Source organism: Aequorivita vitellina, from assembly GCF_022008365.1.
Classification (GTDB): domain Bacteria; phylum Bacteroidota; class Bacteroidia; order Flavobacteriales; family Flavobacteriaceae; genus Aequorivita; species Aequorivita vitellina.
The window spans coordinates 20,499-40,564 of sequence record NZ_JAIRBA010000022.1 but is presented as its reverse complement, the minus strand read 5'-3'; the positions used below and the strand labels follow the sequence as shown (position 1 = coordinate 40,564).

At 35.5% G+C, this 20,066-nt stretch carries 19 protein-coding genes; 7 read left to right on the top strand and 12 right to left on the bottom strand.

Annotated features, from left to right (window positions below):
* Positions 1 to 190 precede the first annotated feature (190 nt).
* Genes K8089_RS11295 through K8089_RS11285 form a run of 3 tightly spaced genes read left to right on the top strand, consistent with a single transcriptional unit; the run spans position 191 to position 2,665 of the window.
* The gene (locus K8089_RS11295) at positions 191 to 667 is read left to right on the top strand and encodes a tail fiber protein (RefSeq protein WP_237603399.1); all 477 of its coding nucleotides are present in this window, start codon (positions 191 to 193) and stop codon (positions 665 to 667) included.
* Complete coding sequence (locus K8089_RS11290) at positions 664 to 2,034, top strand: hypothetical protein (protein ID WP_237603398.1); 1,371 nt, start codon at positions 664 to 666, stop codon at positions 2,032 to 2,034. The genes K8089_RS11295 and K8089_RS11290 overlap by 4 nt, the downstream gene beginning before the upstream one ends.
* Positions 1,982 to 2,665 (top strand): cell division ATP-binding protein FtsE, encoded by a 684-nt coding sequence (locus K8089_RS11285; protein ID WP_237603397.1) that lies wholly within the window; start codon positions 1,982 to 1,984, stop codon positions 2,663 to 2,665. The genes K8089_RS11290 and K8089_RS11285 overlap by 53 nt, the downstream gene beginning before the upstream one ends.
* A 74-nt stretch (positions 2,666 to 2,739) precedes the next feature.
* On the opposite strand, the gene K8089_RS11280 is transcribed toward K8089_RS11285, so the two are convergent.
* Entirely contained in the window at positions 2,740 to 4,374 is a 1,635-nt protein-coding gene (locus K8089_RS11280; RefSeq protein ID WP_237603396.1) for a S8 family peptidase, read from the bottom strand.
* A gap of 102 nt (positions 4,375 to 4,476) precedes the next feature.
* Between K8089_RS11280 and K8089_RS11275 the strand changes: the two genes are divergently transcribed.
* From K8089_RS11275 to K8089_RS11265, 3 genes are read left to right on the top strand one after another with little or no spacing between them, the layout of a single operon-like run.
* The gene (locus tag K8089_RS11275; RefSeq protein ID WP_237603395.1) at positions 4,477 to 5,220 is read left to right on the top strand and encodes a class I SAM-dependent methyltransferase; all 744 of its coding nucleotides are present in this window, start codon (positions 4,477 to 4,479) and stop codon (positions 5,218 to 5,220) included.
* The gene (locus tag K8089_RS11270; RefSeq protein WP_237603394.1) at positions 5,217 to 6,113 is read left to right on the top strand and encodes a glycosyltransferase family 2 protein; all 897 of its coding nucleotides are present in this window, start codon (positions 5,217 to 5,219) and stop codon (positions 6,111 to 6,113) included. Before K8089_RS11275 ends, K8089_RS11270 begins: the two co-directional genes overlap by 4 nt.
* Positions 6,106 to 7,035, top strand: coding sequence for a glycosyltransferase family 2 protein (locus K8089_RS11265; RefSeq protein WP_237603393.1), 930 nt, complete (start codon positions 6,106 to 6,108; stop codon positions 7,033 to 7,035). The genes K8089_RS11270 and K8089_RS11265 overlap by 8 nt, the downstream gene beginning before the upstream one ends.
* Here the strand turns inward: K8089_RS11265 and K8089_RS11260 are convergent.
* Positions 7,018 to 7,434 carry a sugar 3,4-ketoisomerase gene (locus K8089_RS11260; RefSeq protein WP_237603392.1) on the bottom strand — a complete coding sequence of 139 codons (417 nt, stop codon included), beginning with the start codon at positions 7,432 to 7,434 and terminating at the stop codon, positions 7,018 to 7,020. The genes K8089_RS11265 and K8089_RS11260 overlap by 18 nt on opposite strands.
* The gene (locus K8089_RS11255; protein ID WP_237603391.1) at positions 7,421 to 8,530 is read right to left on the bottom strand and encodes a glycosyltransferase; all 1,110 of its coding nucleotides are present in this window, start codon (positions 8,528 to 8,530) and stop codon (positions 7,421 to 7,423) included. Before K8089_RS11255 ends, K8089_RS11260 begins: the two co-directional genes overlap by 14 nt.
* Before the next feature lie 133 nt (positions 8,531 to 8,663).
* Between K8089_RS11255 and K8089_RS11250 the strand changes: the two genes are divergently transcribed.
* Positions 8,664 to 9,803, top strand: coding sequence for a glycosyltransferase (locus tag K8089_RS11250; RefSeq protein WP_237603390.1), 1,140 nt, complete (start codon positions 8,664 to 8,666; stop codon positions 9,801 to 9,803).
* A 6-nt stretch (positions 9,804 to 9,809) separates the two neighbouring features.
* On the opposite strand, the gene K8089_RS11245 is transcribed toward K8089_RS11250, so the two are convergent.
* The 9 genes from K8089_RS11245 to typA all read right to left on the bottom strand — a co-directional run bounded on the left by K8089_RS11245 (position 9,810) and on the right by typA (position 20,064).
* Positions 9,810 to 10,793, bottom strand: coding sequence for a hypothetical protein (locus K8089_RS11245; RefSeq protein WP_237603389.1), 984 nt, complete (start codon positions 10,791 to 10,793; stop codon positions 9,810 to 9,812).
* A 121-nt stretch (positions 10,794 to 10,914) separates the two neighbouring features.
* Positions 10,915 to 11,433 (bottom strand): acyltransferase, encoded by a 519-nt coding sequence (locus K8089_RS11240; RefSeq protein WP_237603388.1) that lies wholly within the window; start codon positions 11,431 to 11,433, stop codon positions 10,915 to 10,917.
* 50 nt (positions 11,434 to 11,483) lie between these two features.
* On the bottom strand, positions 11,484 to 12,779 hold the full coding sequence (locus tag K8089_RS11235; RefSeq protein ID WP_237603387.1) for an O-antigen translocase: 1,296 nt from the start codon (positions 12,777 to 12,779) through the stop codon (positions 11,484 to 11,486).
* A complete protein-coding gene (locus tag K8089_RS11230; protein WP_237603386.1) occupies positions 12,780 to 13,880 on the bottom strand; it encodes a DegT/DnrJ/EryC1/StrS family aminotransferase in 1,101 nt (366 codons plus the stop codon).
* Complete coding sequence (locus K8089_RS11225) at positions 13,877 to 14,869, bottom strand: GNAT family N-acetyltransferase (RefSeq protein ID WP_237603385.1); 993 nt, start codon at positions 14,867 to 14,869, stop codon at positions 13,877 to 13,879. The genes K8089_RS11230 and K8089_RS11225 overlap by 4 nt, the downstream gene beginning before the upstream one ends.
* Before the next feature lie 145 nt (positions 14,870 to 15,014).
* Entirely contained in the window at positions 15,015 to 16,496 is a 1,482-nt protein-coding gene (locus K8089_RS11220) for a sulfatase-like hydrolase/transferase (protein WP_237603384.1), read from the bottom strand.
* A complete protein-coding gene (locus K8089_RS11215) occupies positions 16,486 to 17,880 on the bottom strand; it encodes a class I SAM-dependent methyltransferase (RefSeq protein WP_237603383.1) in 1,395 nt (464 codons plus the stop codon). The genes K8089_RS11220 and K8089_RS11215 overlap by 11 nt, the downstream gene beginning before the upstream one ends.
* Positions 17,864 to 18,067, bottom strand: coding sequence for a hypothetical protein (locus tag K8089_RS11210; RefSeq protein WP_237603382.1), 204 nt, complete (start codon positions 18,065 to 18,067; stop codon positions 17,864 to 17,866). Before K8089_RS11210 ends, K8089_RS11215 begins: the two co-directional genes overlap by 17 nt.
* Positions 18,068 to 18,270: 203 nt before the next feature.
* Positions 18,271 to 20,064, bottom strand: a complete 1,794-nt coding sequence (gene typA / locus K8089_RS11205; RefSeq protein ID WP_237603381.1) for a translational GTPase TypA — start codon at positions 20,062 to 20,064, stop codon at positions 18,271 to 18,273.
* Positions 20,065 to 20,066 lie beyond the last annotated feature (2 nt).

Here is a 20,066-nt window from a genome sequence, read left to right as displayed (position 1 = left end):
CCTTGTCTCTGCATAACGTTATTGTTCGCGTTTGCGTTTGCGTTTGCATTTGTGTTTGCGTTTGCGTTTGCGTTTGCGTTTGGTTTGCGTTTGCGTTTGCGTTTACGTTTGCGTTTGCGTTTGCAATGGTAAAAATCAAAAACCGTTTGGTTCCAAAAATAACCCCTATTTTTATAAAAATTTAATTGGCATGAAAAAAATATTCCCTAAAATCGTGATTGCAGCTGTACTGCTGTTTTGTGTTTCTGCCACCGCGCAGCGCAATTCTTTTAAAATCCTTTTTGAAAAAAATGGAAAAATAGGCATTGGCACTCCAACTCCGGACGAACTTTTAACTGTAAAAGGTAAAATACACACACAGGAAGTGCTGGTAGATTTATACGGTGCCGTGGCGCCCGATTATGTTTTTGAAAACTATTTCAATGGCTTTTCTGAAGCAATGCCAGAATACAAACTAATTTCTTTGGAAGAATTGGAGGTTTTTATAATGGCGAACAACCATTTGCCCAATATCCCTTCGGCCGAAGAAATGCAACGGGAAGGAATTTCGCTAAAAGAAATGAATCTCCTTCTACTTCAAAAAATTGAAGAATTGACATTATATACACTTCAGCAGCAAAAGGAAATAGATGCCCTGAAAAAAATCATTCAAACTTCAAATAAATGATTTTAAAAAAAACGTGGGAACGGGCTAAAAAACATCCCTATACTTTCCTTTTCGTTTTTGGCGTATTGGTACGGGTTTTAGTATATGTACTTTACAATGGCCACGTAAGTATTTTCAACGATTCCGGCGGTTATTTAACCATTGCCGAAATGATTAAAAACTGGGATTTCACAAATTACAACGGCACGCGCACTCCCGGCTATCCTCTCTTTATATTCTTAGCAAATCTTTCAGAACCAGTTACCGCAATCTATCAAAATATCCTGGGAATACTCACTTCGTTTATGCTGTTTTATATTTTTTATAAAAAGAGCAAAAACCTGAATTTTTCACTTTTGATTGGACTTATTCCTTCAATTTTTATGCATCTTCTTTTTTACGAACGTGCAATTCTTACAGAATATCTTACGCTGTTTAGTTTGGTTTTGTGTGTTTGGGTTTTGTTTAAAACCGGCTTTTTCTCACAGCGGCTCAGTTTCCTGCAAATCATGCTGGTCGGTTTGGCTGCAACATTGGCACTCGTTGTGCGGCCAATGTTTATAATACTTCCCCCGTTAATTGCCTTTTATTATTTGGTTCTAAACTTCCGAAGAGGAATTTTTCACAACCTAATAAGCGTTGTGCTTTTATGTCTTCCGGCGTTTATATTTTATTCGTTTTGGAGTTCTTTTAACGAAGAGCATACGGGCTATAAAGCCATTACCGCTTTTTCAGGAATAAATGTTGCGCAAACAACGGTATTCTTTGTTGAAAATGCAGATGATAAATACGCTACTATCCGTGATTTACACGTTCGTAAAAGAGATTCATTAATTACTATTGGTAAAGATCCCGCCATGGCCATTTGGCACGTTTTTGCGGATTTGGAAAGAAAAGATTCAATCACAGTTGCCGAATTTTCGCAGTTGCTTAAACCAATGAACGAGGATTTATTAAAAAACAATAAACTTGCTTACTTAAAAAGAGTCTCGCTATCTTGGATAGATTTCTGGAACACGGGCATAATGTGGAATTATGAATCCTTCCAAATCAAAGAAGTTAAGTGGGTTTTAGCAGGTTTTTGGCTGTTTATTATGACGCCTATTGTTATCTTTCTGAAAATACTTTTTTTAATAATTTGTGCGTTTCACTTTTATAAAAGAATACGAAATAGAAAATGGTTATTTACTTTTGAATTCTTCTGTGTTTTACTAATTTTGGGGGCATCCGTTGGGCAGGCTTTAGTTACCTTTGGCGGTAACTCCCGCTTTTCAATGCCGTTTTTCCCATTAATACTTATAGTTGTAGTTCAATTTTACCTAAACAATAAAAAATATGTCCCAGCCAGTTTTAGAATTAAAAAACGCCGCCATTTATCAAACCGATAACTTGGTGCTATCCGACGTTAGTGTGCAGGTTGATAAAGGCGAATTTGTTTATCTAATCGGGAAAACAGGAACGGGTAAAAGTAGTTTTATGAAAACCCTCTACGGCGATCTTCCCCTAAAAGAAGGCGAAGGCAATATTGTGGGTTACGATCTTGCCACTTTAAAAGAAAAAGACATACCTTTTTTACGCAGAAAACTGGGTGTAGTTTTTCAAGATTTTAAATTGTTGAACGACCGAACCGTTCACGACAATTTACTTTTTGTGCTTACTGCAACCGGCTGGAAAGACAAATCTGCAATGGAAAGTAAGATTAACGATGTGTTGGCAAAAGTAGATATGAAAACCAAATCGTTTAAATATCCGTACCAACTTTCGGGCGGTGAGCAGCAACGCGTGGCAATTGCCCGTGCACTCTTAAACGACCCCGAACTTATTTTAGCAGATGAACCCACCGGAAACCTCGATCCGCAAACAAGTGTAGAAGTAATGGAAGTTTTACGCGAAATAAACAAAAACGGAAACACTATTTTAATGGCTACTCACGATTACGCCCTATTGTTGAAATATCCATCCAAAACATTAAAGTGCGACGAAAACCAAATTTTTGAAGTAGTTCAAAAAACAGTTTAGCACTTCAATTAAAGAGATAGTGAATCGTGAACTAGTGGTTCAAAACATTATATTTCAAAACGTCCAATCCACAACTAATCATCCAAAATACTCGGATCGCGAAGTTGTAGTTCACATTCTTTTTCGAGTGACGAATCAATTTTAAGATGAATTTTCCCGAGCGCACCCGGCTTTAAAACCGTGTTTTCTGAAATAGTAATTCGCTTTTTTGAAGTTAAATCCAAACGAGCGTCTTCAGTAAATTCTTGATTTTGGATTAACACTTCAGAAATTGAGGTGAGTTTAAAATTCCAACGACTAAAACGCTGGTTTTCTATTACAGCCGGTTCTTTTTCAGCAAACATATCAAAAACCATTTTTACAGCGCGACCGGTGTTTAGCATTCCGGCGCCATACATTCCTGCATACGGTTTATTGGGTTCCACATCGTCAATATTGGTTGATGTAAGTTTAATAATGCTTTCCACCTCATCCGCGGGAAGGCAAGGATAGAGCGAAAACATAAGTCCCACTGTTCCCGTAACCAAAGGAGCAACCCCCGAAGTTTGATTAAACTCACTCACGTCTATTTTATCTCTCAGCACCAATTCGCTGTACCTAAACAAACCACTTGAAGGCGCCACAATATCAATTGCACTGTTTAGGTTTCTAATACTAATTGGGTACAAATATGGAACTTGAGTAGTATCATTATTTTTAAAACCACCTGTGAGTCCTACATAATTCCGAATGTTTTTTACATAATACAATCCTTTGTCTTCTTCTATCTGTATATTTTCCGAGTAATTTTCAAAACGATGCGAAGCCGAGGAAACCGCGATTACTCCGTCATACGAAGCCGGATAGTAAAATTTCTTTCCTTTGGTTTTGATAAAAGATGGATTGTGGCCAATTGCTACAACCACGGTTCCGTTTTCCAGCATTTCATAAATTGCCTGTTGCGCCGTTTCGTAATAATGTGCAAGTCCCCAACTGCAATTAATTACTTTCACCCCCAACCTAGAAAGTTCAACCAGCTGTTTCAAATTATTAAAATGTCCATAATTTGTAGCGTAAATACTGCAATCGTAGCAGACGCCTGCAATTCCGTACGCATTATCTCCTTGGCCCGCCGCAGTTTCCGCTACCGAAATACCATGTCCTTTAGCCAAAAACGACTCCTGAATTTGCTTACTTTTTCCCGCAAATTCTATGTCGTCTGTGGGCACGGAACCGTCCGATATACCAACAATAACATCGCGAGAGCCTGTAGTATAATACCAAGCTTTGGGCACCTCCATTACATCCAAATAATCAAGATTTACTTGCGCACCACGGTTTTCGCCAATCGTGCTTGTTAACCCGTAATCATTGGGCTCGAATATTTTTTTATCCTCCTCGGCAATCAGTTCGCCAAATTCAAAAAGATGTGCGGCGTTCTGTAGCAAATCGGTCATCATTGCTTCTTTATCGGCGATTACAAAAAAGGTTTTTTTTAGATTTTCCTTTCGCGCATGTTTCCACGTTTTTTTGAAGGTCTTAATTTTATAATTCCGCAGTGCAGCTTCCAATCGCGCGTCATTTCCTGTGTAAACCAAGTAATCACCTTTTTTTTCGAATGAAGGCACAAAAGCAGTGTCGCTAGCGCGGAGGTAAAACCAAGCCTCTTTCTGAGCATTCGCCGAAAATGTAAATAGATAAATTAAGGAAAACAGAAATAATATTCGCACGTAAAATTCTTTTCACACAAGGTACTTCTTTTTTCAAAATTGAAGAAATACAGAAGCTTTTTGATGCATTTCTAAACAGAAATATTCCACATCCAAAAAAGAATGCTGTATTTTAGCGGCATGTACCAAACACTTAAAAAAGTAGCGCTTTCGCTAGTTCCGAAAAAAATACTTTTTGAACACGAGATTTTTTTTCGCTCTATTTTTGCATTTCACTTTGGCGGAAAAAATCACGAGTGTACTGTGTGTGCAAAGGGAATAAAAAAGTTTATAAAAATACCCGACGATCTGCTTTGTCCTTTTTGTGGAAGTCGTTCGCGAACACGAAGACTTTATTCTTTCCTAAATTCAAAAGATTTACTCCACGGAAAAGTGCTTCATTTTTCACCTTCGCGAAGTGTTTTCAGATTACTGAAGAAAAACCCAAAAATATATTATTTCAGCACCGATTATGAAGACGAATTTATTGCTGAATACCATTACGACATTACCCAAATTCCTTTGGAAAAAGATTTTTTCGACCTAATAATCTGTTATCATATTTTAGAACACATTGAAGACGATAAAAAAGCGATGTCAGAATTATACCGCGTATTAAAAAAGAATGGAACGTGCATAATACAAACGCCTTTTAAGACGGGAGCTATTTACGAAGATTTTTCAAAAAAGACCCCAAAAGAACGACTGAAAGCTTTCGGGCAAGAAGACCATGTGCGCGTTTATTCTGTGGATGGATTACTAGAAAGGCTTGACGAAAATGGCTTTAAAAAGATTGAAGCCAAAACTTTTCCACCAAACGAGCGTTATGGGTTTATGGAAGAAACTGTATTGATTGGCAAAAAATGATTTCAATCCTCATACCAACATACAATTTCAACATCTTTTCGATGGTTGAAGCCTTGCACAAACAATGCACGAGCGCAGCTATAGTCTTTGAAATATTGGTTCTGGATGATGCTTCAACCAAAAAAAATATTATTGAAGAAAATTCAAAAATCAATTTATTTCAAAATTGCAGATATCAGATTTTAAATGAAAATATTGGAAGAAGTAAAATCAGAAATCTTTTGGCTGAAAAGGCGAAGTATAACTGGTTGCTATTTTTAGATGCAGACACATTTCCTTCAAGTTCAGAATTTATAGAAAAATATTTGGCTTCGTTTTCCGAAGATATTTCCGTGGTTTTTGGCGGAATTGAATACCCTAAAAACACTCCAGAAAATGCAAGTTTAAGGTATAAATACGGCACCAATCGCGAAAGTTTGAGTCTCCAAAAGCGCCTAGAAAATCCATACCGAAGCTTTATAACTATGGGTTTCGCCATCAAAAAAGATGTATTTGAAAAAATAAAATTTAATGAAAAACTGGCAGGTTATGGATATGAAGACTCCGTTTTTGCGTTTGAACTTCAAAAAAACAAACTAACTTTAATGCATATTGATAACCCTGTGATTCATCTAAATTTGGAAACTAATGAAGATTTCATAAAAAAATCTGAATTGGCTCTTCAAAATTTATTGAATTTTTATAAAAACAGCGCAATTGATGTGGAAACCGTGAAAATTCTAAAAACCTATTCAAAGCTTAAAAATCTTCATCTACTTTTAGTAGTACGCTGGGTTTATTACATTTCGAAATCTCAAATTCTCAAAAATCTAACTTCCACTAAACCTTCCCTTTTTCTTTTTGATTTATATCGCTTGGGTTATCTTAGTTCTTTAAACGCGAAAGATGCTTAAATTTTCAGTTGTAATAGCGGTCTTTAACAAAGAAAAGTACATTGGCGATACTATAAAAAGTGTTTTGGCGCAGACTGTTACCGATTTTGAAATTGTGATCGTAAACGACGGTTCTACCGATAACAGCGAAGCCGAAATTTTAAAATTTAAAGATCCGCGGATTCGTTATTTTTTACAAGATAACCAAGGTGCCGCAGCCGCCAGAAATGCAGCAATTGAAAAAGCAAAGAGCGAAAACATAGCACTCTTAGACGCAGACGATTATTGGTATCCTTTCTATTTGGAAGAGCAAAATAGACTACTAAAAAAATTTCCAAGCCAATATATTTTTGCCACCGCCGCCGAAATAAAGCGCAACGGGAAAAAATTTCAAAATAGCTATTCCATCAAAACAATTGAAAAGGATGCTGCACTTGTTGATTACTTTGAAGCAAGCCAATTAGATTCGGTGTTGCACAGTTCGTCCGTGGTTATAAAACGAAATGTATTTGATGAAGTGGGTGGGTATAATCCTAAAATTATAAGCGGAGAGGACACAGATTTGTACGTCCGCATCGGGCTGAAATACAAAGTGGTTTTTAGCCCAAAAGTCTGTGTAACCTATGTAATTCGAAAAAGCGGTTTATTTAATAGTGTGCGAAAACTGGATGAAAAAGCCAATTTTGAAGCCTACGAAATTTTTGAAAAAGACAATCCTACGTTAAAAAAGTTTTTAGATTTAAATAGATATTCGCTTTGTATTTTGGCGAAAATGGAGAGCGACAAAGCAGCTTTTCAGAAAAATTTCAGCAAAATAAATCCAGAAAACCTCAGTAAAAGACAGCGTTTTCTACTCCGCCAAAATAAAACAATTTTGAAGCATTTATCGAAAATGAAAAACAATTTAGAAAAATTAGGATTGCGATTAGGCACCTTTAAATAACTTAAACTCGTCGTATTCGCGGATGTAATCACTTTCAAGAAATCGTCCCGATGAGAGCACCAAGCAGACTGATCCTGACGAAAAGTTTTCGAGTTCTCTCCAAATTCCAGTAGGTATTAGTAATCCGCTATTGGGCTTGTTTAAAATGACGGATTTTTTATTCGTTCCGTCGTCCAATAGCACCTCAAAACTGCCACTTAAAGCTATTAAAAATTCCTGTTGTTCTTTATGTGCGTGTCCGCCACGATAAGCACCACTTGGCACATCATACAAATAATAGACCCGTTTAACCTCGTACGGCAAAAACCCCTCTTCAATAACAGACAGATTTCCTCGAGGATCAGTAATCTTTGGAATATCTAACAGACTAATTTTTTCTAATTTTTCAGTATAAGGCATTGTGTAAAGTTTGGTTCCATTTTTCAGAAATATTCTGCATTGAAAATTTTTCGACGGAAGGTTTCGTATTCTTCTTTAAATTTTGAAAAAGCGTCTCATAAAAACATACGCTTTGCAGCGCTTCAGCAAATAAAGGTAAGCTTCTTTCGGCAATCAACAAACCGTTTTTGTTATGTTGTATTATTTCCGAAGGACCCGAAATAATATCCAGCGAAATCACTGGTGTTCCCATCGATAGCGACTCTACAAGCACCATCGGGAAACCTTCGTATTTACTGGTAAGCGTAACACAACGCGCGTTTTTAATGATTTCAAAAGGACTATTTGTGAAAGGCAAAAAGATAATTTGTCGCGAACAATCTTTAAATTTCGCCAACTTTTGAAGCCTTTCCAAATCCATTCCATCTCCCAGAATTACGAGATGCACGTCTGTTTTCCAAACTTCTGAAATTGAAAAAGCTTCAATTAAAAATGAAAAATCTTTTATTGAATCGTCTAACCTACCGTAAGAAAGTACGTATTTTTTATTTCGAAGTATTTCGGGTAATTCACCGCCGTCGGATTTCCAAGCAGGATTAAAAGCATTGTGAATTGTTATGGAATTCTCTATTCCTTCCTTTCTTAAAACTTCGGTTTCAATATATTCCGAAACAGCTACGTTTAAAAGATTTCTTTTACAGATTTTTGCAAATGCAGTTGGATTTTCGGTCAAGTATTCCGCCTTTTTTGAACTGTGAACCACGTACATTTTGTTCAGTTCACGATACATATATTTTGAATAAAACAGTTCGCGTTGGTAATTATTTTTGGGACGATGATCAATTATTACATCAAACTTTTCTGTTTTTAAATAATTCCGAAGTTTCCGAAAACGAAGCAACCGTTTTACCATTGTATCGTTTTCGGTTTTTAACTTTCCTAAATTCAGCAGTTTACCGCTAAATGGATAATCAATTTCATTATTTAAAACTACCAAATGTACTTCGTGCCCCTGCGATTCAAGCATTTGCGAAAGCATGGCGCAAGACCGCTCCAACCCGCCCTTTGCGAGCGAAATGGAAACTAGACACACTTTAAATTTCTTTTCAGCGGCCATCACTATTTATTGTGTATTTTTGGTTGCACAGCGCAAATATAGGTTTTATGAAACATCCAAAGCCATTTTTTGACACTACAAAAAGTTTAGATTGAGATGTAAATTTGACCGATAAAAATAATACAATCTGCAAATGAAAATACTTTTAGTGGGCGAATACAGCCGATTGCACAACTCCTTAAAAGAAGGATTATTGGCGCTGGGCCACGAAGTAACGCTGGTTTCCACGGGCGATGCATTTAAAAATTATCCGTCAGACATACTTTTAAAACGCAATTTCAATTCTGGAATTTTAAAAAAAGTGAAGATTGGTTTGTATCGGCTTTTCGGATTAGATATCACTTCGCTTTCCTTAAAAAATCAATTTTTTGAGCAAAAGGAAAAATTTAAAGGTTTTGATGCGGTGCAATTTATTAACGAAAGCTCGTTCGGGATTTTGCCGAAATACGAAAAGGAAATCATTTCATATTTAAAAAAGAATAACAAAAACCTCTTTCTACTTTCCTGCGGTACAGATTATACGAGCGTGAAATATGCCTTCGAAAAAAAGTTTCGATATTCTATTTTCGATCCACTTTTCAACGGGAAAGTTTCAGAAAAAGAATTTTACCCGGCTTTAAAATATTTAAAGCCCGAATTTGAAGATTTGCACAACTTTATCCTTAAAAATGTAAAAGGGGTAGCAGCTTCAGATTTTGATTACGCGATTCCGTTAATGGGAACTGAAAAATATTTCGGACTAATCCCGAACCCTATAAATACAAAGAAATTACAGTTTCAACCTATTTCTTCCAAAGGTAAAATCAACATTTTTCACGGCATCAATCGGGAGAATTATTTTAAAAAAGGAAATGATTATTTTGAAGCTGCGCTAGAAAAAATACTGCAAAAATATTCTTCAAAAGTTGAAGTAATTACGGTTGAGAATGTGCCGTATTTAGAATATATTGAAAAGTATAATTCGGCTCATATTCTTTTAGATCAAGTTTTTGCGTACGATCAAGGGTATAACGCGTTGGAAGCAATGGCAAAAGGAAAAGTAGTTTTTACTGGCGCGGAAACCGAGTTTTTGGAACGGTTTAATTTAAAGGAAGATGAAGTATGCATTAACACGCTTCCCGATGTAGATTACTTAGTTGAAAAATTAGAAAATTTAATCTTGCATCCTGAAAAACTGGCTACCATTTCAATTAATGCCAGACAGTTTATTGAACGGGAACACGACTATGTTTCCATCGCTAAAAAATATGTTGCGTTTTGGGACGCAGATTAATTCACTTTAGAAAGGCAATTCAATAGTTTCTGGATTAATAAAATCTTTGGAATATGGATTTTCAAGAAAGCTAAGCGGTGGCTTTTGAAACTTTAAGATATCTTCTCTTTCAATGCCGTAAACCTGCCAATAATTGGCGAGTAATTGTGCAAATATATCTTCGTCCCAAAACCCGAAAAGTGGTTTGCTCCCAACTTTTTTTATCGGAAGGGCTTCAATAGTAATTCCGTTTTCGTCGCTTTCAATTTTGTATTGCGGTTTATATTGAAAAATATAATCTGAGTAGTGAAACCGTGCGTACAATTCCTCAAATTGGACTGGGTGCAAAATGTGGCCTTTCATTTTTTCAACTATATCCTTTTGCTTCTCACCAATTGCCCCATTATCCTGCAAACACGCAATAATCCCGAAACCGTTAACACCCATTGAAAACAATAAGTTAACGGTATCATCGCGATAGCTAAAAATATCTGCTGAATATTTAAGCGGAAAAACAATAATACTCCACGGCTTGTTTCCTTTAAACGAAATTGGTTCAATTAAAGACTGAAGCATTAAGTGAAAGTGCCCAAAACGCTCGCGAAGCATCGGAGAAAGGTTAAAATCTTCTCCCAACTTTTGAAGTCTGTTTCTTTCGTAAACCATTTCGTAGTAGAGCAAACCGTAAACAATTCTACCTGTCCATTGAAAAAGCAATTTTTCGTCGAGAGCCGCCATTCCTTCAAAACCTTTTTTATATGCAGCTTGAATTTTTACATCCAATTGCGCAAAAGCATCTTTTACTTCGGGAGAACACGGTAATTCGAGGTCACTGTATTTATACGATTTGGTTTTATCCATCATCTCAATTCTTTCGTCTCCAAATTGAAAATGATTCATCAACCACTCGGGAAAAACCGAAATGCGTTCCGTGGTCAAATTACCTGAGAGGAAGCAAAAATGATCGTCGAATAGTAAATCTTGAAAAGGATTATAAAGAGATGTGGACATAAAATTGCAGCTTAAAATTTTTGGTGCAAAGGTACGTATTATCCATTGTTTGGGTTGCCCAAATTCTGAAGAGATTATTGTGCGAAAGTTGGGTTTATCAAAAAAATTAAGATTTGGAAAACTAAAGTTCCTTAATAATTTTTGCTGGCACCCCACCGATAATTACATCTTTTGGAAAGCTTTTTGTAACAACCGAACCATTAGCAACGACAGTGTTTTCTCCGATAACAACACCTTTTAAAATTGTCACATTATTACCAACAAACACGTTTTTGCCAATAATTACTTCCTTTGGAAATGGATCTGTTTCCATTCTATTAGCAACATTTAAATCGTGAAAATCGCTATCCGCAATTTGGCAGTTATAACCAATCAAAACATTACTATCTACTGTGATACTCCTTTCTGCAATTATTGAAAACCCATTATTTATATTCACATTATCCCCAAAAGAAATATTCGCCTCCTTTCCTCTTGCTTCTAAATATGCATAGGTATTATAAAATGAAGGCGAATTTATCACTCCAAAATTCACATTTTGACCGAATGATATTTTTCCTGATCCATTGCAAACAATAGGTTGATGGGCTTTATAATTTCCTTTTATATTTCTATTAGTGGACAGGAAATTATATTTCAACTTTCTTAAATCCCGATATATTTTAATAAAGAAAAGCTTCAAAATAAAGTTTAATTCGTTTCTAATTTATTTCCTTGTTTTTTAAAATAGCGTAATACTAAATATAATATTACACAGAATGTAATTAAACACCTAATAAAATGTGCGATAACCACACCTTCAACTTCATATATTCCAACCAAATAGTAAGCTAAGCCGTAAAATACTGAAAGAGAAAAAATTTCTGTAAATATAAAATTAAACACCAGCTTTTTCGCCAGAAATTGATGTGCTAAAATGAGTGATGCCAAACGTATAAAATCGCCCATAAGTTGCCATTTAAACAGTGGAGCCATTTCTACTTGTCCAGGATAGATAAGTTCAATAATAATATTCCTTGATAAAAAAACTAAAATCATTCCACCCGCAAAAAGTGGTAAAAGAGTTTTATAAATTGAGATTACTTCTTTCTTAAATTCTTTGTATTCATAAATTCCAGCGAATTTTGGTATTACATATAGCGTAAACAATGAGCCCGAAAACACCATATAATTTTGGGATATAAAAGTTAGATTTGTCCAGATACCTGCATCTCTTCCTGAAAGTCTATCATCGAGCATGCTCCGAATATCAATCTCCACAATTGGCAATAAAATAGACGACACAAAAGACATAACTGTAAACGCTAAAAGAGCTCTGGCCATTGGGGTTTCAAGCTTAAGGTTTTTAAACTGTATATACTCTCGTAGCACCTTATAAAAAAAGAAAAGCATTACCAAAACTTGAATAACGGGTGTAATAGCAATGGCAATCAAAACTCCCGCCAAGTTATATTGAAATAGAAAAACAATGGTTAGCCCAATGCTAATAAAATAGCTTATCAAGTCTATTTTAGCATACTTTTTATATTCAGAAAGACCGTTTACAACCCCGTTAAAAACCCTTTGCATTGCTATAAATGGCACTATTACTGCGGTTAATTTAATTAGATATGAATAATCTGAAGTTGAAAATAGATAAATACTTATTTCTGTAGAAAAAAACAGAAGTACCGAAGCTGAAACGGAAGTTCCTATAATTGTAAAAACAAATACAGTAGAAAACAGTTTTTGCAGCTGTATTTCATCTTTTTTATATTCTGCAATATATTTTATAATGCCATTAAACGTACCCAAGGACGCAACAGATGTTAAGAGTTGCGATAAGCTGCGGAGCTGCCCGATTTTATACTGCCCAACTGGTCCAACATATTCAGTTAAAAGACGCTGAACTACTCCCGAAATTAGTAATCTTATTATTATAACAACAGCATTTAAAGAGGTCATCTTTAAAAGTAAATTGCCGCGTATGAATTGTGGGATTTTCAATTAGTATCTATTTAAAACGGAAATAACTAATTTCATTTCTTCGTCACGCAGAATCGGACTTATCGGGATACTGATTATATCTTTATGAATTTGTTCCGTGACAGGAAAACTTAAATGCGAAAACTCTGAAAGTGCCTGTTGTTTATGCGGTGGAATTGGGTAATGAATTAAATGACCAATTCCGTTTCGGTCTAAATAATCTATAAACGCATTTCTATTTTCCACACGAATTACGAAAAGATGGAACACGTGGTTTTCACCGCCATCGTATTTTGGAAGCGTAATTTTATTGTTTTTTATTTCGGAAATATATTTTTTTGCAATTGCTTGCCGGCGCTTGTTATCGGTGTCGAGCGTTGGTAATTTTACGTTTAAAAATGCAGCTTGAATTTCGTCTAACCTCGAATTAAAACCCAAAAGTTCGTTTACGTATTTGGTTGTAGTGCCGTAGTTTCTGAGTTTCGTAATTGTTTGCGCTAAAGCATCGTCATTGGTGGTAACCGCTCCCCCATCTCCCAGGGCACCAAGATTTTTTGACGGATAAAAACTAAATCCTGCGGCATCGCCAAGGTTTCCTGCACGATTACCATTGGCATTTTTCGCGCCGTGTGCTTGCGCAGCGTCTTCAATTACCAACATATTATTTTCCTTGGCAATTTTTAAAATTTCTCCCATTGGCGAAATTTGGCCATAAAGATGAACGGGCATTATCGCTTTTGTATTTTCAGTAATTGAATTTTTAAGTGAAGTTAAGTCGAAGTTATAAGTATTGAAATCGGCTTCCACCAAAACAGGTTGTAAACCCGCTTGTTTTATTGCCAAAATTGTGGCGATATATGTATTTGAAGCCACCAAAACCTCATCGTTTTCTTTTAGTTTTCCTAGTATTTTATACCCTTCCAAAATAAGTCGCAATGCATCTAAACCATTGCCAACACCAATGCAGTGCTTTGTACCACAAAATCTACTGAAGTTCGATTCAAACAATTTCACTTGGTTACCCAAAATATAATATCCAGAATCTAAAAACTGTTGGAAATTGCTTTGAAATTCCGTTTCGAAACGTTGGTTTATTTCTTTTAAATCTAAAAACGGAATCATAAATAAATATCGTTTAATAGTTGGTGATTTTCAGTTTTTACTTCGTAAAAATCGTGAGTAATACTCCTGCCGCCAAAGGTTTCTTTCCAATGCAAAAGTCCTTTATTTACCTTCATTCCTTGGTTTTCGTTTACAATCCCAAAGTCGAAATATTTTTTATGCGAAAAATGCTCCAATAAATAATTGAAAAGGAAATCCAATCCGCCTGTTTGTCGCCCCATTTCATTTGCCGAAATATACTGCGCGTGTGCTAAATTTGAAGTTTCAAAAATAGTTGCACCAGCGACGATTTCGTCATTTTTATAAACGTTGAATTGTTTTATATTCTTCGGAAAACGAGATTGAAGTAATTTAATTTCTTTGACAGCATGAACAGGTTTTTGATTGTGTACTTGCTTTAAATTGGGCTCTAAAACCTCGTTCCAAAACGTTTCAAATTTCGCTTCTTCTTTAACCTCGAGTTCATTTTTTACTCCTTTTTTTATTCCGCGTAAACGATTAGAAGATTTAATTTTTAAACGATTTTCATTATCGACGCAACTTGTAATATCTCTTCGAGTTAACGATGCGTTGGTTAAAAACAACAAATAATCAATTTCATCACTCGGCAATTGATGATATATTTTGGGGAGCAATTTCAGTTTTAAAACGGCTATACCTTCACTTTTCAAAAAAGTGAGTACACTTTTAAAAATTACTATAGTTTCCGCAAACGTACTTTTCTTACTTAAAACCAATCCGCCGTATGTCAATCCTTGATGGGAATGTAACTCTGAATCTAAAATATTCGCCGGAAGTAAACCAACTAACTTTTCACCTTTAAAAACCAACAAAGAATAATCAACAAACCGATCTGAATGATAATCCATAAAATCGCGTTGGAACAAAAACGTAGCGTTCTTTGCTTCTTTTACAAAGTTGTCCCACATTTCTTTTTGCGATGAGTTATATTTTTTTACCTTATAGTTTTCCAATGCGTTTGATATCAATTTTAATTTGAAATCACTTTTCCAGCCTCAATAACCACTCGGATAGATTTCGAAAAAGTATTATTTTCAAAGATTTAAGCTTGATTTCTACTAATTTTTGAATGCCTCTGAATGTTAGAAGAAAACCGTCTTAAAACTTAATATTTTATAACTTACTAAATATAATATTGCCGTTTTCATCAATATATTTGTACACACCTGCTTCGGTACCGTCCTTTAAAATAAGGTAGCTGCTGTCCTCTTGCAAATGCTCTAAATATTTGTTATCATCTCCCAAATACGAAAATAAAATCCTAAACGTGTTAACACAACTTTTAAGATGCGAATCTATTTCAGGCGCTTCGCCATTTGGCCATTTTATAGCCAACATAGCTCCAAAAGTAGTATAAATAATCTCAGGATTTGAGGTTTTAGTGTAAACTTGAAGAGTATAATCTAAGCCCACAAAACCACCGTGATCTGCCATAATCATAATCAAGGCTTCGGGATCTTTTTCAGAAATTAGATTAACCATTTTTTTAATCTTCGCATTTGCAACCTGCAACCTATCAATCCATTCTTTGCGCTCTGTTTCCTTGCCTTTTGATGCAGCTTTGGTGGTAGAAACATGGCTGGGTTCAAAAATTTCAATAAAAAAGAAATTACCATCTTCATTTTTAGCAGCAATCGCCTTTTCTAAATCTGGAAACACTTCTCGTTTTACTTTGAAACCAGTGGAAATGTAAGGTATTTCGCTGTAATCAAAATTAGTGTAATTGAATCCTACTTTTGGGCGATTAACCATTAAATAGGGATGTTCCGTAATAAAATGTGTTTTATAACCATTGTTTTTAAAAATGGAAAGTACAGGGTTTTCGGTTATAATATTTTTCCGCGCGTTTAACATTTCAGAATAATCCTTTCCGTTGTCATAATAATGGTGTTTCATCATAAATGTAGCACTGTTTGACGAAATTGTGGTTATATAATTACTTCGGAAATTAGAGTAATTTTTAAAGCCGTTTTCAGCTAAAAAATTATTAAAATCACTGTTATCGACCTGATAAAAGTCGCTTTGCATTTCAGAAAAACTAGCGTACCCATCGGGTTGAATGTAGTAAATATTTGGTTTCTTTTTAAAAACTACTGTTTCAATATTATCGGGTTGCTGGGTCCAATTGGAAGAATAGTTTAAATATTTCAGTAAGGTTGGCACTAAACCAATAAAACCAATTACCGCCAAAATTAACTGCAGAAAAATCCATTTTTTAAAGTGTTTATGCAGAAAATAGGCAACAAGTACCGAAAGAATAAAAATGCCTAAAATAATTTTACGCTGAATGTCTGCATATAAAATGATTTTAACATAAAATAGAAACAGAAATACACTAAAAAAAGGAAGTAGATATTTCTTCCATTTCGCAGCAAAAGACAACTTTGACACTTGGGTTAGTACCGCGAAGAAAACTGTGGGAAGAAGCAGAAACAGCAGTATAAAATACCCAAACTGCTCCCAAGAATTAATCATCCCGAAGTTGCGGGAATAGTAAAAAACTAAGGGATACAGCCCAACGCCAAGTGCAATAACAATTGGGCTTTTAGAAATATTTTGAAAATGCTTCTTGAGAAAACTACTTTTAGGCTTCAAGATTTTTGTTTTTCAACAAATATAGCAAACGTTTTGTGCCTTTTACCGTTTCCTTTTTTTCAATTGTAAAGTATTCTAAATAGCCTTTTTCAAATTCGGTCTCGTTGTAAAAATCAAAATGATTAATAAACTCGCGTTTACGAACCAACAAAGATTCTGCCCAAGAATCTTCACGCTTTGGAAATTCAATGATTAAGTTTTTTGAAAACGACGCGAAAAATTCGGCAGATTTTTCAAAAGGTACGTTCCCCGAGAGGGTAATGTGATGGATTAAAGCCAGGGCCATCGTAACATCTGGCGCATAATTTTTTAAACGTTCAATAAGTGAGTTTCGTTCGGTATTATTAAAACCAATACCCGGTGCAGGTTGCAGCACATCGCACACAAAAGGAAGCATATTTGCCTCTTTATTTTGTTGAACTTGTTTGTAATTATAATCTACCGCGTTGCTATCAATATCGGTAACAACAATATGCGGTACCGTGTCAATTACAGTACGCGCAAAGGTACCGTCGTTGCCACCAACATCAATTAATTTTTGAGGTGCCAAAGGTTTTATCCACTCTTTGATTAGCGTTTTTTTAGCTTCAAAGGCGGTTTCGTCGTAATTGGTTTTATCGTAATAATCGCCCCATTCGCTAGATTCTTTTAGTGTCAACCCTTTAATATAATCGTAAAGGCTTTTAATGATGTTTTCTTGTGCCTTTTTGGAAAGGGTCGCGATTTTTGTTTCGGCTTTATAATCTTCGCTATGCTTGTTTTCCATTTTTGCAAGCAGGTGAATATTGGGGTAAAGCACCGAACTAATTTTTGTTCGCAACGGAAGCAAAGAAGAAAGTAATTTCACTGGAATTCCGTCAATGTGCGTTTGCATCATTTTAAAGACTTCGGTGCCGTGATATTTTGCGAGGGCAAGCGGCCCTAAAAAATGAGTGATAAATTGTTTGTAAGCGCGCCACGGGGTGCCTTCTTCATAGAAATCAAAAGAAAGCGTATCGATAAAAACAGGTTTCCCTTTGTGAAAAGTAATATTGTAGGCCGAAGCATCTTTCAAAATAAAACCTTTTGAAAGCGCATATTTCTGAATTTTTAAAGTGTGAAGTGCAGCGTGTTTATACTGTTCAAAACTCCACTCGTAAGGATTGGTTATAAACGGAATTTCTTCAGGGGTAATAATAATTTCTTCGGAAGAAACAGAAGTTTCAGTATGCGGAATCAACAAGCCGTTGGCAATAAGATTTTTAAAAAACCCGCTGTCTTTTAACTTGTTATACTGCGGAAAATAAATAGGTTTTATAGCCCTGCGCAGCGTTTTTCCATCGTGAAATATGTAACCTGAAGGGTCTCTAAACGAGGCTTGGTGTGCGTTAGATTTTTTTGTCATCTGTATTGGTGTCTTGCTCTTCAACGTCAATTGAATCGTAAGTATCTTCTTCTTCTTTTACCAATCCGAAGAAAGACTTCACCTTATACAAAACACTTTTTGAGAAAAGCAAAATACCAGCTGCTGCTGCTACTAATGCTTGTACTATCATTGCTCCCAGTCCTGGATCGAAATAAAGAAAATTCATACCTATAATTTTATACTAATGCCTTTTTTTGGAGTGATGACTTTACTTTTGCTTTGCCATCATTTTCAGCTTCCACAAATAAACTAAAAATCGTGGAGTTTATTTACTGGAACACCAATTATATTTTTAAAATAATGTAATAATATTTGACGTGCAACATAGGACCAAAATTTATTTTGAATCCTATGTCTATCGTCTTTATATTATATTTTGTTACGTTTACGATCTACTTCCTTCAAATATATTTTTCGAAGTCGAAGATGGTTTGGCGTAACTTCAACATATTCATCTTTTTGAATATATTCTAATGCTTCTTCAAGTGAAAACTTAATTGCAGGAACAATTCTAGCTTTATCGTCAGCTCCCGAAGAACGTACGTTAGAGAGCTTTTTAGTTTTGGTAATATTTACCGTCATATCATCTTGACGGGAATTTTCACCAATAACTTGCCCTTCGTAAATATCTTCATTTGGATTAACGAAGAAACGACCTCTATCTTGTAATTTATCGATAGAATAAGGAATTGCGGTACCGGTTTCCATAGAAACCAAACTACCGTTTTGTCTTTCAGGAATTCCGCCTTTTAAAGGTTGGTATTCAAGAAAACGGTGTGTCATAATTGCTTCTCCAGCGGTAGCAGTAAGCAATTGGTTACGCAAGCCAATAATACCACGCGATGGAATTATAAATTTACAAACCATTCTATCACCTTTTCCTTCCATACTAAGCATTTCGCCTTTACGGATAGTTACCATATTAATGGCTGTACCACTCACATTTTCGGGAAGATCGATAGTCATTTCTTCAACCGGTTCACATTTTACACCGTCAATCTCTTTAATAATTACTTGTGGTTGCCCAATTTGAAGCTCATAACCTTCGCGACGCATAGTTTCAATTAAAACAGAAAGGTGCAGTACCCCACGACCGAAAACCAAAAACTTGTCGGCACTATCTGTTGGTTGCATACGCAAAGCGAGATTCTTTTCAAGCTCTTTTTCAAGTCTTTCTTTTATATGTCTTGAAGTAACAAATTTTCCATCTTTTCCAAAAAACGGAGAATCGTTGATGGTGAAAAGCATACTCATAGTAGGCTCATCAATAGAAATAGTTTTTAATGCTTCCGGATTTTCGGCATCGGCAACGGTGTCGCCAATTTCAAAACCTTCCAAACCAACTAAAGCACAAATATCGCCTGCTTGAACTTCAGAGACTTTTCTGCGTCCTAATCCTTCAAAAACATGCAGTTCTTTAATTTTAGATTTTACTTTCGTTCCGTCACGCTTCACCAAAGTAACTTGCATTCCTTCTTTTAAAACACCTCTTTGTAAACGTCCAATAGCGATACGTCCCGTAAAAGAAGAAAAGTCTAAAGAAGTAATCAACATTTGAACCGTCCCTTCCTCAAATTCTGGTGAAGGAATGTGTTCCAAAACCATATCTAACAATGGTTCAATAGTATCTGCAGGTTTTTTCCAATCATCGCTCATCCAGTTTTGCTTTGCCGAGCCGTAAACAGTTGGAAAATCTAGTTGCCATTCTTCGGCCCCTAATTCAAACATTAAATCAAAAACAGATTCGTGCACCTCATCTGGCGTACAGTTTTCTTTATCTACTTTATTTACAACAACACAAGGTTTTAAACCAAGGTCGATTGCTTTTTGCAACACAAAACGAGTTTGTGGCATAGGTCCTTCAAAGGCATCTACTAAAAGTAGTACGCCATCGGCCATATTTAAAACACGTTCAACTTCACCACCAAAATCGGCGTGACCAGGGGTGTCAATTATATTAATTTTTGTGTCCTTATATATTACTGAAACATTTTTTGAAGTAATAGTAATTCCGCGTTCGCGTTCTAAATCGTTGTTATCCAAGATAAGTTCTCCAGAATTTTCGTTTTCACGGAAAATACTACAGAAGTGCATAATTTTGTCAACCAAGGTGGTTTTACCGTGGTCAACGTGGGCAATAATTGCAATGTTTTTGACTTTCATAT